Raw genomic sequence first — 12,829 nt, 5'->3', positions numbered from 1 at the left:
ATGGCGTCGGTGAATGGGCGGACGAGTGTCGCGAGAACAGGATGTCGGCGCGTCGATCCTGCGATATCCGGAGCGGCGGATTCAATTAGCTCCTATGTCGTATATCGCTACACCAATTTGTCGGCTCAAGCGGTCGAGGCGGACCCGGAAGTCGTGAACTGCGTGTGCCGGATGGTCAGTAAGCGCTGACTAAGTGCCTATTCCCCGGCGATCCGCGTGGGTCAGGCGGTGGCGCGGCCTATTCACTGGGGAACCCTCTATACATACACCATACTCCCTCCTACACCACCTCTCCCCTCTCCCTCCCACACTCAGGAGAACACCTGATAGCCTCAGGGACCGGGAAAAGCCTCCGGCCAGCGCGACGCCGCCGCCTCAGACCCCCATACCTCCCCATGCTCAGGCCGAACCGGCACCAGTTAGCTCCAGGAGAAGCCGCGCCAGCGCCGCGTCAGCTCGTCCAGCGCCTTGCCGGTCACGACGTTCATCTCCTCCCAGGCTTTCAGCCCAAGCCCTTCCCGGTCCTGGTTGCGCGGCAGCTTCTGACCTGATGCGCGCAGTTGCTCCCGTTCTTCCAGTGCGCGTGCCCGGTGTCTGAGTGCCAGGCCGTAGACGCCGCGTGTGCGCATCTGCGCCTGTGCGTCCTCCAGTAGATGCTGCCATGGCTCTGTGGTGCCCAGCTTGAACGTCAGGTATGGCCTGGTGAGCCGTCTGAACGATTTCTTTCCCAGATCGTCGATGGTGTTAAGGCCGCGCTCTTGCAACGAGGCACTGCCGGATATCGTCACTTCCACGCGTGCTCTGCGGTCATGATCCGGTAGCACCGTCATGGTGTCATTATCCGGGTTACGCTGGTCGGCGATCTTGTGCTGGATCGTGACATGATGGGCGGCGTGCTTGCCACCTTTTGCGAACGTGGCGTTCAGATACAGATCTTCGCCGGCTCTCTGTGTCAGAATGCGATCCCGGATCTCGGGTAAGTCGAGCGTGCCATCCGCGGCCCATGTATTGGACGTGTCGGCGAACAGGTATCGGGTTCTCTTCTGTTTCCCTGCAGGCCGGTTGGGATCGTCGTAGATCTGCCGGGCATCGATGTGGCGTGGTGTGCGGATGTCGGGATCGAGAAAGCAAGATTGCGGCGCCCAGTGATGCCGCTGTAGCAGGCCGACCATCTGTTCGCGTTGCTGAATGGCCTCCTGCGGATCACCGGTTGTCGGATAGAAGTCGACGGATACCTCGATCATGTGAACTGTGACGGCGCCATCAATGCCAGGACCATCCCGGATCACGTCCAGGATCGCAGATAACATCTCCGGCGCGGGATCCTGTATCAGGAGTGCGAAGTGAAACCCGGTGCGCTTGCCGGGGTCAGGCTCGCGCAGCGGTTTGCCCCAGGCATTCTCGTCCCTCTGCTTTGTCAGATCCCGGACCAGGTAAGACCTGCCGGTCTCCTTTTTGATCTGCTTGTTGAGCGTGGTGTCATCTATCTTGCGGACCGTGCTGAACAGGATCGCGATCCGGTCGATCAGGGCATCGACCTTGTAGGTGCCGCGAATGGTGACGTCTGGCGCCAGCACGATCTTGCCGTCCCGGCCCGGGTGAATCTTGCCGCTCGAGGATGTGGAGGATGGGGAAACGCACGCGTATCTCAGGGTTGATAGCGGCATGTTGTGCCCGGCCGGTCCACGATGTTCGCTTTTCTGCGCGGATGAGAAGTAACCAAGCGGGATCGTGAAGGGGGCTGGTGTCGCGGGGGTGGATGTGACCGGTGCTGTGGCCTGCGGTTGTGACGGATGCGCTTCGGGCTTGCCGGTGATGGCCTCGAGCACGGCCTGTATCTCCGGGGATTTCGTGACGGCCTTGCCGCCGTGCATCACCTTGCGCGTTTTCAGGTGGGCCAGGTAGGCGGGTAACAGGCGCCGCACCGACTTCAGCCGGGAATCGAATAACCGAGGCGGTCTCGCTTCGTTGAAGATATCCGGCCAACAGTCAGACAGATCGTGCTTGGTGATATCAGCCTTGCGGCTTTTGCGTGGGGTGCGCCTGGCCTTCAGCGGGTGCTTTTTGCGATCCTCACGTTTCGGGATCTCCACCAGGCACGCGGCGACACATTTCATGATCTCGCGATAGTCCGGCGGTTGCCCGGGTGACTTTCCCATCCCGGGGCGGCCGTCGCGGAGCAGCCAGTGACCGAACAGAACCAACTCGGCTTCCGGCTTCGCTTTCTTGTCAGACTGGATGGCATCCGCAAGATCCTTGGGCACTTTATGCGCCCCTTTGTGCCGCCTCGCGTGCACCAACGTATTGAGGCGCAGGATGAAGCTTTGATCCGTCATCTCCCCGGTGATTTCGCCGTGCTCGAACAGGGCTGATGCGGCGGCGAGTTTCCGAGCGGTATCTTCCCGCGCGATTTGCGCGCGTGTCCGTTTCGCAGATGCCACATGCCCCTCCCGTCCTCGTGCGCTGTGTGATCGCGCTGCCTTTGCTCTTCTGGTTGCGCACAGCGGATAAGGCCTCACGCGGAGAGGTCAATGGGGGGTTGGGCGGGAAAGCAGTGATCTTGGAGGAATCGCTTAGGTGACCGGATCGGTTCGAAGTCGTTGGTCATCATGCACGGAGGCGGCCTGCAGGCAACATGCGGAACGGGCTGCCCGCGGCTACTCGACGACAACGTCTTAGCGCCCAGCACGGCGGCGGCGTGGGACACGCGCACCGCGCCGATTTTCGCGCTGGAAGATGTAGGCGCCCGATCCGAGGATGATCGCGATGCCCAGCCAGGTGAGACCATCCGGGAACTCGGAAAAGACCAGGAATCCGGCCGCTGTTGCGCCGACGATTTCGAGATACTGGAACGGTGCCAGTGTCGTCACCTCGGCATTGCGGAACGCCTCGGCGATCAACACGAAGCTGGCGGCCGCGAAGGCGCCGCTACCAAGGATCGTCCCCCAGATCCAGGCGGGACGATCGAGTGGCGCCACGTCGATGATCTCGGTCGCGCCCAGAACGCCCACGACGGCACTCAGCCCGAGTGCGGCATAGATGGTCGCGCCACATTGCACCGTCAGCCCCGAGCGTGTCCTGCAGGCGCGGCGCAGGATGATCATGTTGAGCGCGTAGGCCGTCGCCGCCACCAGCGGAAGCAGTGTCGCCAGGCCGAACTCGGAAAAGCCGGGCCGGATCACGATCAGCGCCCCGACGAGGCCGATCGCCACGGCCGCGTAGCGACGTGGTCCTGCGACCTCGCCGAGCAGAGGGCCGGCCAGCAATGTCAAGATCAGCGGCTCGACAAAGAAGATCGCGATGGCGGTCGCGATCGGCATCACCGCGAACGCCGTCACGAGGCAGGACAGTGTGATCATGATAAGCATGCCGGACAGAGCGATGATCGGCGAGAACATCGCCCCGTGCAGACGCCGGCGCATCAGGAACACGACCGGCGCGAGGCAAAGCCCCTGCGCAAGCAAACGCCACATGGTCACTTCGACGGGACCGAGGACGCCAGTCAGAACCTTGGCGAAGGTGTCGCTGACCGGGAGAAGCAGCATGGCGGCGACCATGGAGATCATGCCGATATGCGCCGTCAGCCCGGCGGGTGCAGCAACACGGTTCACAGTCAGAGCGTGGGTCATGACGTCACCTCACAACGTTGGCCCCTGCAGTGCGATACAGGGGGGCACGTCCGGGCGTTCAGGACGGGGATCAGGAAATGAAGAGGTTGGTGCCGACGTGACGCCATCACATGGGCAACAAGGGCGGGTTAGTGGAGCCGGCTGCGTCTGTCAACGTGTTCTGCCGGACCACGTCTGCAAAGGGCCTCCGGGCTACCGCTTTCAGCAAGCAGGATGAATGCCTGTAGACTGACCTTCGAGGGAATGCTGACCTGCCTGAACGGCTATTCAGAGCAACTTGTCCAAGTGCCGATCAAGGCGGGTCATCGGGTTGCTTTCCACCGCACGCGGGGTCACGGGTTCCTCCGCCCCTTTGGACTTCGGCGTCGGACGGCGGTTTAGGTAATCGCTGAGCGCGTCCATGAACGAGATCGCATCCGCTTCGGACCAGCCATAGGGGTCGAACCGGCTCAGTGACAGATGCGGCACCAGCTTGAGGCTACGCAGGGTCTGATCTTGCGTTACTGCGGCCGTCATCGACCAATCGGGAAACCAGCGGTCGTCGAGCTTGCGCACCAACATGAGCTTGATATCGGTGTGCCGCGGATCGTTAGAGATACGCTCGAATACCTCCCTGATTTCCGTTGCTTCGCCTTCGATCCACTGCAGGAACGTGTGGTTGTCGTAGATCAGCGCCCCCGTGAGTCCGGCCTTCGCATTGTTGCGCCGCGAGGCCGTGAGTATCTGCTCGGTCTGTTCAAAGGAAAAATCAACCGGACGGGAGCAATAGGCGAGTGCAACGATTTCTGTCATTCTGAACACCTCTCCCAAGTGAGTGACCGTCACGTCACGGTGTGTCGGCGGGGCGGCCGCCATCGCTGATTACGATCTGCGAGTAGCATGCCACGCTTCCGCCTTCCAGCGAACTCGACCATGCGAAAGTGTCGTGGCGCGGGCAGAATGTTTTGCGGGGCTTTCTGTTGTCGCGTCGATCTTGTGATAGACATGGTGAGCCAACGATTCAGTCTCCGGCGCGAGGAATGGCTGCAAACCGGTATATATTGAGCCTGATCGGCGGATCCCTTGGCGCAGTGCGAAGTCCCATGAGTGCATCTCTATGCGTGCGCCTGGTCCCGGCAAATCCAGCCATTCGCAATACGTTCGTTTTTCCTGGGTCACGGACGCGCCGATGACCTATGACTCGTCTTCTGGCTCAGTCGGAGAGCTTAACCGTCTTCCACTTCGTCGGATTTACTGGCTATCACTGCCTCATAATGCCCCTCCAACTCGGCAGCCAGATCTCGCAACTGCATCCCAAGCCCGATGCTGAGGGCATGCATCGCAGTCAGTGAAGGTTGTCGCCGCGCTGTCTCGAGCAGTGAGACGAAGCGCGCTGAGACGTCAGCACGGGCGGCGAGCTCTTCCTGTGTCAAGCCCGCACGCTCACGTTCCGTTGACAGCGTTGTGGCAAAGGCGGCCACCAAATGTTCGTTCCGTCGCTCCATGCGGATAGCCATCCCGCATGGGTTGACAAGCCACCACGAACAGTTGTTCTAGTTGCGGTGCATGAATGAGATAAACACATCAACCAAGACGAGCAGATAATCGGAAATGATGGCAGCGACGGGGATGTTCCAGCCCTGCTGCTCCTTCCCTCCGAGACAAAACACATTTCCAGACAACGGCGTCGACCAAGCCTGGCACATGTGCCGGGAAGGGCGCGCGAAATCGACCCAGGTGACCAATGAGCTATTCAACCGTGACGATAGGAACCCTTCTCTCCGACGTGAACCGACGCTACTTCCTGCCAGCGATCCAACGCCCATATGTCTGGAATTCGGACCAGGTGGTCATGCTGATCGACTCGCTCATGAAGGGGTATCCGATCAGCTCGTTCATGTTCTGGTCCGTCGACGAGCAGATCAAGCACGAGTTGAAAATCTACAAGTTCATCGACAACTGGCAGCCGGGAATGCAGAATCCGCCTGCCTCCGCCGATGGCCGCGATATCACGCTGGTGCTTGATGGGCAGCAACGCATGACATCGCTGCAGGTGGCGCTGCGTGGCACCTTCGCGGAAAAGGTAAAATACAAGCGGCGCTCGAACCCGGATGCCTGGACCCAGAAGACGCTCTACCTTGATCTCTTGAATGACCCGGCCTCGCGTGACGAGCATGAAGAGGGCGATCTGGGGATAAGCTATGGTCTTCGGTTTCACGCACGTCCCCCGCGCAATGACTACCGGCATTACTGGTTCCGGCTGGGCAACATCCTCAACTACGAGACGCAGTCGGACCTGGAAATGCTGATCGAAGAGACCCTCTCGGGGCTGCATCACGGAGTTACGCCCTATCAGCGCGATCTCGCAGCTCGGACGCTACGCCGCCTTCACCAGGTCATATGGGTCGAGGAGGCGATAAACTATTACACCGAAACCAGCTCTTCGGTTGATCGGGTGCTGGATATTTTCGTGCGCGCCAATGACGGTGGGGTCAAGCTGTCCAAATCCGATCTCATGATGTCCATGATTACCTCGAAATGGGAGAGCGGTTCGGCCCGCGATGAGGTGTTCGGCTTTGTGGATCACATCAACAAGGGGCTTGGCCAACACAACGCGATCAACAAGGATTTTGTCCTGAAATCGTGCTTGGTGCTGTGCGATTTCGACGTCAAATACAACGTGTCGAATTTTACGTCGGAGGCGGTCGCGGATATCGAGCGCAACTGGCCAGCGATAAAGGATGCGATCGAGCGCACCTTCCGCTTCCTAAATGGACTGGGTATATCGCAGGAGAACCTGACTTCGCTTAACGCCGTTCTGCCGATTGCCTGGTATATGTTCCAAGCGCCGGGGGTGACGTTGCGTGGATCCTCGATCTTCGACCGCCACAACGCAAGGGCGATTCAGCGCTGGCTGTTGAACAGCCTTCTCATGGGGGTCTTCGCCGGCACGTCTGATCGCACGATCTCGGTTGCACGCGTCACTCTGAAAGAAGCGCAACAACATGGCCGGGACTTTCCCGAGAGGCAACTCTACCATGCCCTGGCCATCGGTGGACGGCAGACACGTCTCGACGAGAGAGCAATCGAAGAACTGCTTGAGCTCAAGTATGGAAAAGCAAAGACATTTCTCGCCCTGTCGCTTCTCTATGACGATCTCGACTGGGGCGGCACGGCCTATCACATTGACCATATCATTCCTCAGGCGCAAGCCACCCGCCGCGTCCTTATGGGAATGAACTTGCCTGAGCATCGAATTCAGGAGATCACAGCAGTCAAGGATCGCTTGGGCAACCTTCAATTGCTTCCTGGCCATGAGAATCTGGAGAAAGGAGATATTCCATTTGACGCTTGGATTACCAGTCGCAGTGATACCTATAGGGAGCGGCACATGATCAGTTACAAGCCGGATCTCTGGACTGCGCGGCAGTTGCCTGAGTTCGTCGCGGATAGGGAACGACTTATTCGCGAACGCTTGGCAAAACTGGCGACGAGCGCGCTGGCGGCATGACCCGTGAAGAGCTGAGACGCGCCTGCCTGATGCGACTGGACGAATGCGCGATGGAGCATCCGTTGGGGCATCAGGGTAACAAGGTGGCGCGATATGTCATGCGTTCCAAGACGGGAAACGCCGCGGAACTGATGTTCGAAAAGGGGCCTGGTTCGCCGCCGAACCTGTGGGTCTTGGAGCAGCGCGTCGCCGATTTGCTCGAACAGCCGGGGCTGGAGTTTCGGCATTCCCCGGCATCGACGCTGTTTGCTTCAAGGGCATCGAACGGAACACCGCGCTACGGTCGTCATTCAGCGCTCAAGCCCATGAAACAGCTCGCACATGCGGATTTGATCTGTTTCCGGATCAAAACGCTCGGCGAGCTGGATCGGATCCTTGAAGCCCTGGCAAGATAAAGTCCGCAGGAGTCGATTTCTTCCATCCTCTCGTGCCGTGACGATTGGTTGGACGAGCCATTGGCAATGCTTGATGGACGACGATGTCGTATGGCGTAGATCGACAACACGGTGACGTCGCGGATTTGCCATTAGTTTTGTGGCTTCGCCTGCGCCGGGCGAGGAATGGCTGCAAACCGGTATACTGCTTGATCGCCGAATCCCATGGCACGGTGCGATGTCCTAGAAGGGGCGAGTATCTGTGATGGGGATGCGTTCTGGCGCCGCACAGCTACTGCGATCGGAAGCTCCCATATTCGTGGCCAGATGGTCGGCGCCAAGCAAAGCCTGCGAACGGAACCACCAGGAGTTTATAGCCAGGGTAGTCTCAACAACCTGTTCCGGCGGCCCTACGCGCGGATTGAGTTCATGGAAAAGCATCAGCCAAGAAGGAGCAACTATTTCATCATTGTCTCTTCGTTTGGTTGTTCATGGATGGTGCGAATTCAGGACCCAATCAATACAACAGTTCCGGTCTGATAGAGCAATAAAAGGAAAGGCGGGCCGTAGCCCGCCTTTCGATTTGGTGCAATCGAGTGCTTGTTAACGGCTCGACCACGAATTCTGAATGACAACTGTGTATCATGATTGGAACGCGTCTGCAATTATCATCTTGCGGTTGCGTAGAGGATGACACATCGTTGCCGCATTGTTCGCGGGCTGATGGGAGAGTTCATGCGTTTAGGTCTCGATATAGGCACAAACTCCATTGGCTGGTGGCTCTATGCGACTGATGGCGAGAACATCACCGAAGTAATTGACGGCGGCGTGCGCATCTTTTCGGACGGGCGTGATCCCAAATCCAAAGCTTCGCTTGCCGTCGAACGTCGCGCAGCCCGTGCAATGCGTCGGAGGCGTGATCGCTATGTGCGCCGCCGCGCGTCGCTAATGCGAAAGCTCGCTGATTCCGGCTTGATGCCTGCCGACCCCGCTCAAGCCAAGGCCTTGGAGTTGCTTGACCCATATGCTCTTCGCGCGACAGCTCTCGACGATGCCTTACCCCTGCATCAACTCGGCCGCGCTCTCTTTCACGTGAACCAGCGGCGTGGCTTTAAATCCAACCGAAAGGCTGATCGGGGTGACAACGAAAGTGGCACAATCAAGGATGCGACCCAAAGACTTGACTTAGAAATGGCGCTAAAGGGTGCCCGGAGCTACGGTGAGTTCCTTCACATGCGCCGTATGACCGCCCCCGATCCGCGGCGGGAGCCATCAGTTCGCACTCGGCTCACCGTGGCCCAGCGTGGCGGGCCGGATGCCAAGGAGGAGGCTGGCTATGATTTCTATCCTGATCGCCGCCATCTTGAAGACGAATTCACGCAGATCTGGGAGGTCCAGCGCCACCACCATCCCGATGTGCTCACAGACGACTTGCGCGCCGCACTCTACGAGACGATCTTCTACCAGCGCCCTTTAAAGGAACCAGAGGTCGGCCTTTGTCTTTTTTCGGGGTATGGAGATGTTTCTTCGGATGAACGGCGCCTCCCCAAGGCCCATCCGCTCGCTCAGCGCCGAGTGCTTTACGAGACGGTTAACAGCCTACGCATTACGGCCGATGGCCGGCAAAGCCGTCCTCTGGTGCTGGAGGAGCGCGACGCCATCATCCATGCGCTAGACAACAAGAAGGCCACGAAAACACTGGCCTCAATGAGGCTCTCCCTTGATGCGATCGGAAAAGTCATCAAACTTGCACCGGGGGAAAAATTCACGTTGGAAACTGCCAACCGAGACTCAATCGCTTGTGATCCTGTCCGCTCTAGTCTGCGCCACGACGACCGCTTTGGTCCGACTTGGTCAATCCTCGATGCGCAAGCTCAGTGGCAAGTGATTTCTCGCATTCGCGCGGTCCAAAGCGATGCAGACTTCGCAGAGCTGATCGATTGGCTGATGCAGACCTACGGGCTAGACCGAGATCACGCCGTGGCCACCGCCAACGCTCCACTACCCGAAGGATACGGACGCATTGGCGAAACTGCTACGCGCCGCATCCTTGATGCTCTCGAATCTGATGTCCTGACCTACAGCGAGGCAGTCACAGCCTGCGGCTGGCATCATTCCGACCACCGCACGGGGGAAGTGTTGGAACAACTGCCCTACTACGGCGAAATCCTTGAACGTCACGTAATCCCGGGCTCGTTCGACCATTCAAGGCACGACCCCGTGAAGCAAGCCGCCGAATATTATGGCCGTATAACCAATCCCACGGTGCATATAGGGCTGAACCAGCTGCGGCGCCTAGTGAACCTGATCATCACCGTATATGGCAAGCCAGACCAAATTGTCGTTGAACTGGCGCGCGAATTGAAACAGTCCGAACAACAGAAGGCAGAGATCAACCGCAAGAACCGCGAAAACCGTGCCGCCGCCATGCGGCGTAGCGCCCAGCTAGCAGAATGTGGCAAGCCTGATACTGGCGCCAACCGGATGCTCCTGCGCCTCTATGAAGACCTCGGCCCCGCTATCGGCCCACGCAAGTGCCCATATACCGGTAAGCCGATCACAGCCACCATGGTTCTCAATGGCGAATGCGACGTCGACCATATTCTTCCCTATTCCCGCACGCTTGACGACAGCTTCGCCAACCGCACGATCTGCCTGCGCGAAGCCAATCGCGAGAAGGGGAACAAGACACCATGGGAAGCATGGGGTGACACGCCACAATGGGAGGCGATCAGTGCGAACCTCAACAGCCTTCCCGGCAACAAGAAATGGCGTTTTGCCCCTGACGCGATGGAACGGTTTGAGGGAGAAAACAGTTTTCTCGATCGCGCCTTAGTCGATACGAAATACTTGTCGCGCCTCGCGCGCACATATCTCGATGCGCTTTATACTAGGGGCGGGCATGTCTGGGTTGTTCCTGGTCGGCTTACCGAAATGCTGCGCCGTCACTGGGGTCTCAACTCTCTCCTTTCTGACAAGGAGGGCGCAAGTAAAGCCAAGAACCGCACTGATCACCGCCACCACGCCATCGACGCCGCCGTAGTGGCGGCCACAAGTCGCAGTCTGATCAAACAGATCGCCGACTCTGCCAAGCACGACGAACAAGACGGAAAATCCGCCGAAGATATTGCCCGCTCCATTCCTCATCCGTGGGAGGATTTCCGAAATGATATTAGTGGGCAACTTGAAAGAATCATAGTCTCCCACCGCGCCGATCATGGCTGCATTGATCCGGCATCCCGCAGGCAGGGCCGTGACACCACCACGGGCCAGCTTCACAACGACACCGCCTATGGCATCGTTGATGAGCAAACTGTCGTCAGCCGCTCACCTCTTCTTGCGCTCAAACCCGGCGATATAGAGATTACGACCAAGGGAAAGAATATCCGCGATTCCTATCTCCAGAGCAAACTCGCGCTTGTCACCAAGGGCAAAGATGGCAAGGCCTTCGAGGAAGCCTTACGCAATTTCGCCGCCAGTGACGACAAATACCGAGGCATACGTCACGTGCGCCTGATCGAAAGCCTCCAATCCTCGGCCCGGGTCGAGATTGATGGTCCGAACGGCAAGCCGATGAAGGCCTACAAGGGCGATAGCAACCATTGTTACGAAATCTGGCGCCTGCCGGACGGAAAGACCAAGGCGCAGGTCACCACAACCTTTGAGGCCCATGCCGGCAGCGCTCGCCGCCCCCACCCGGCCGCCAAACGCCTTCTGCGCTTGTTCAAGCGCGACATGGTGGCAATCGAGCGCGAGGGTGAGACCGTGATTTGCTACGTGCAGAAGTTCAACCAAGCCGGAATCTTGTTTCTCGCACCTCACACAGAAAGCAACGGCGACGCGCGCGACCGAACAGCAGGTGATCCGTTTTCGCTATTCAGAATGTCCATCAACACACTTGTGAAAGCCCATATCCGCCGCGTCTACGTCGATGAAATGGGTCGTCTACGCGATCCCGGTCCCGTCGCCTGAACCTCAGGATTCGCACGAATCGGAAAAATGTGTCAGTCTCCCAAGGGTTTGGGAGAGCGGCGCGTGGATCAGATCATTGACATCGCCACCGAAGGTCGGCATCTATCGCGGGATCGGGGCTTTCTGAAGGTTTCCGAGAACGGAACGGAAATCGGTCGCACGCCGCTCGATCAGATCGCCGGCGTCATTGTCCACGCTCATGGCACCACCTGGTCCTCCTCGCTTCTGGTCGAATTGGCTGAGCGTGGCGCGGCAGTTGTTCTCTGTGGTGCCAATCACGCGCCGCGTTCCGTGCTCTTGCCTCTCGAAGGCCATCATGCGCAAGGTGGTCGCCTGCGCGCTCAATGGCAGGCTAAACAGCCACTGATCAAACAGGCATGGAAACAGGTCATTCGCACAAAGGTTGCGATGCAGGCGTCAGCCCTCGCTGCAATGGGCGAATCCGATGCGCCCCTGCGCATGATGCTTCGCCGGATCACCTCCGGTGACGGCACCAATATCGAGGCCCAGGCCGCGCGTTATTATTGGCCTCGCATGATGGGCGAGGGATTTCGCAGAGACACAGACGCCGAAGGTGTCAATTCTCTGCTGAACTATGGCTACACTGTCCTGCGCGCGGCCACTGCCCGTGCTGTGGTCGCTTCCGGGCTGCACCCTTCAATAGGCTTGCATCACTCCAACCGCGGCAACGCCTTCGCCCTGGCTGACGATCTGATGGAGCCTTACCGCGCCCTTGTAGATTGTGCCGCGCGCCACCTTGTCACCTATAACAGTCCTCAAGTCGATCTCGCCGCGAAACAGGCGCTTGCCAGGCTAATCGCCGCGGATTTGCCTCTGGGCGATGGCCTTACGCCTGTTTCCGTTTCTCTCACCAAACTGGCAACGTCACTGGGGCAGAGCTTCGAGTCTGGCAAACTTGCCCTCGCATTGCCGCGCCCGCCTGACGGCCTGATATTCAGGGGACTCGGCCGATGACACAGCACCCGGAAATGCTTTCAGGATACCGTCTCATGTGGATACTTGTAATGTTCGATCTTCCGACCGACACCAAACCTCAGCGCAAGGCGGCAACGCGTTTCCGAAGTTTCCTGCTCGACGAAGGCTTCGAACGCAGCCAGTTTTCCGTCTATGCCCGGTTCGTAAATGGCAAAGAGGCCTTTCAGGCGCGAGTGGCCCGAATCGAAAGGAAGTTACCCGAGTCCGGGGACATCCAGATCCTTAACTTCACTGACCGGCAGTATCGTGATATTGTGCATTTCTCTGATCAGGGTCGCCGTGAGGCCCGCAAGAATCCGCAGCAACTGGTGATGTTTTGAGCGATTCGTGCTTGTTATACGCACCCGATAGCCGGGAATATCTCTGCA

The 12,829-nt window shown here is 58.7% G+C and carries 9 protein-coding genes; 5 read left to right on the top strand and 4 right to left on the bottom strand.

The features are described from left to right. Nucleotides 1-419: 419 nt before the first annotated feature. From G568_RS19520 to G568_RS19505, 4 genes are all read right to left on the bottom strand, one after another. Nucleotides 420-2,441: a hypothetical protein gene (locus G568_RS19520; RefSeq protein ID WP_037374552.1), complete on the bottom strand. Its 2,022-nt coding sequence runs from the start codon at nt 2,439-2,441 to the stop codon at nt 420-422. 234 nt (nt 2,442-2,675) lie between these two features. Further along, a complete protein-coding gene (locus G568_RS19515) occupies nt 2,676-3,629 on the bottom strand; it encodes a DMT family transporter (RefSeq protein WP_051203162.1) in 954 nt (317 codons plus the stop codon). Between the two features lie 267 nt (nt 3,630-3,896). After that, complete coding sequence (locus G568_RS19835; RefSeq protein WP_051203161.1) at nt 3,897-4,421, bottom strand: BLUF domain-containing protein; 525 nt, start codon at nt 4,419-4,421, stop codon at nt 3,897-3,899. A gap of 413 nt (nt 4,422-4,834) precedes the next feature. Continuing rightward, a complete protein-coding gene (locus G568_RS19505; RefSeq protein WP_051203160.1) occupies nt 4,835-5,125 on the bottom strand; it encodes a helix-turn-helix domain-containing protein in 291 nt (96 codons plus the stop codon). A 227-nt stretch (nt 5,126-5,352) separates the two neighbouring features. On the opposite strand from G568_RS19505, the gene G568_RS0117740 reads away from it, so the two are divergent. The 5 genes from G568_RS0117740 to cas2 all read left to right on the top strand — a co-directional run bounded on the left by G568_RS0117740 (nt 5,353) and on the right by cas2 (nt 12,781). Then, on the top strand, nt 5,353-7,119 hold the full coding sequence (locus G568_RS0117740) for a DUF262 domain-containing protein (protein ID WP_026759192.1): 1,767 nt from the start codon (nt 5,353-5,355) through the stop codon (nt 7,117-7,119). Next, on the top strand, nt 7,116-7,514 hold the full coding sequence (locus G568_RS0117735; protein WP_026759191.1) for a hypothetical protein: 399 nt from the start codon (nt 7,116-7,118) through the stop codon (nt 7,512-7,514). Before G568_RS0117740 ends, G568_RS0117735 begins: the two co-directional genes overlap by 4 nt. 702 nt (nt 7,515-8,216) lie before the next feature. Continuing rightward, nucleotides 8,217-11,465 carry a type II CRISPR RNA-guided endonuclease Cas9 gene (gene cas9 / locus G568_RS0117730; RefSeq protein ID WP_245582983.1) on the top strand — a complete coding sequence of 1,083 codons (3,249 nt, stop codon included), beginning with the start codon at nt 8,217-8,219 and terminating at the stop codon, nt 11,463-11,465. A gap of 63 nt (nt 11,466-11,528) precedes the next feature. Next, nucleotides 11,529-12,440 carry a type II CRISPR-associated endonuclease Cas1 gene (gene cas1, locus G568_RS0117725; RefSeq protein WP_026759189.1) on the top strand — a complete coding sequence of 304 codons (912 nt, stop codon included), beginning with the start codon at nt 11,529-11,531 and terminating at the stop codon, nt 12,438-12,440. Next, entirely contained in the window at nt 12,437-12,781 is a 345-nt protein-coding gene (gene cas2, locus G568_RS0117720; RefSeq protein WP_051203159.1) for a CRISPR-associated endonuclease Cas2, read from the top strand. The genes cas1 and cas2 overlap by 4 nt, the downstream gene beginning before the upstream one ends. Nucleotides 12,782-12,829: the final 48 nt, after the last annotated feature.

The organism is Sediminimonas qiaohouensis DSM 21189 (assembly GCF_000423645.1).
GTDB lineage: Bacteria > Pseudomonadota > Alphaproteobacteria > Rhodobacterales > Rhodobacteraceae > Sediminimonas > Sediminimonas qiaohouensis.
The sequence above is the reverse complement of the archived record's forward strand: the minus strand, read 5'-3'. Positions and strand labels throughout refer to the sequence as shown.

Bases quoted from the DNA above. Each gene is read 5' to 3' on its own strand.
- cas9 (WP_245582983.1), top strand. From the start codon at position 8,217: ATGGGAGAGTTCATGCGTTTAGGTCTCGATATAGGCACAAACTCCATT.
- G568_RS19835 (WP_051203161.1), bottom strand. From the start codon at position 4,421: ATGACAGAAATCGTTGCACTCGCCTATTGCTCCCGTCCGGTTGATTTT.
- G568_RS19515 (WP_051203162.1), bottom strand. From the start codon at position 3,629: ATGACCCACGCTCTGACTGTGAACCGTGTTGCTGCACCCGCCGGGCTG.
- G568_RS19505 (WP_051203160.1), bottom strand. From the start codon at position 5,125: ATGGCTATCCGCATGGAGCGACGGAACGAACATTTGGTGGCCGCCTTT.
- G568_RS0117735 (WP_026759191.1), top strand. From the start codon at position 7,116: ATGACCCGTGAAGAGCTGAGACGCGCCTGCCTGATGCGACTGGACGAA.
- cas2 (WP_051203159.1), top strand. From the start codon at position 12,437: ATGACACAGCACCCGGAAATGCTTTCAGGATACCGTCTCATGTGGATA.
- G568_RS0117740 (WP_026759192.1), top strand. From the start codon at position 5,353: ATGAGCTATTCAACCGTGACGATAGGAACCCTTCTCTCCGACGTGAAC.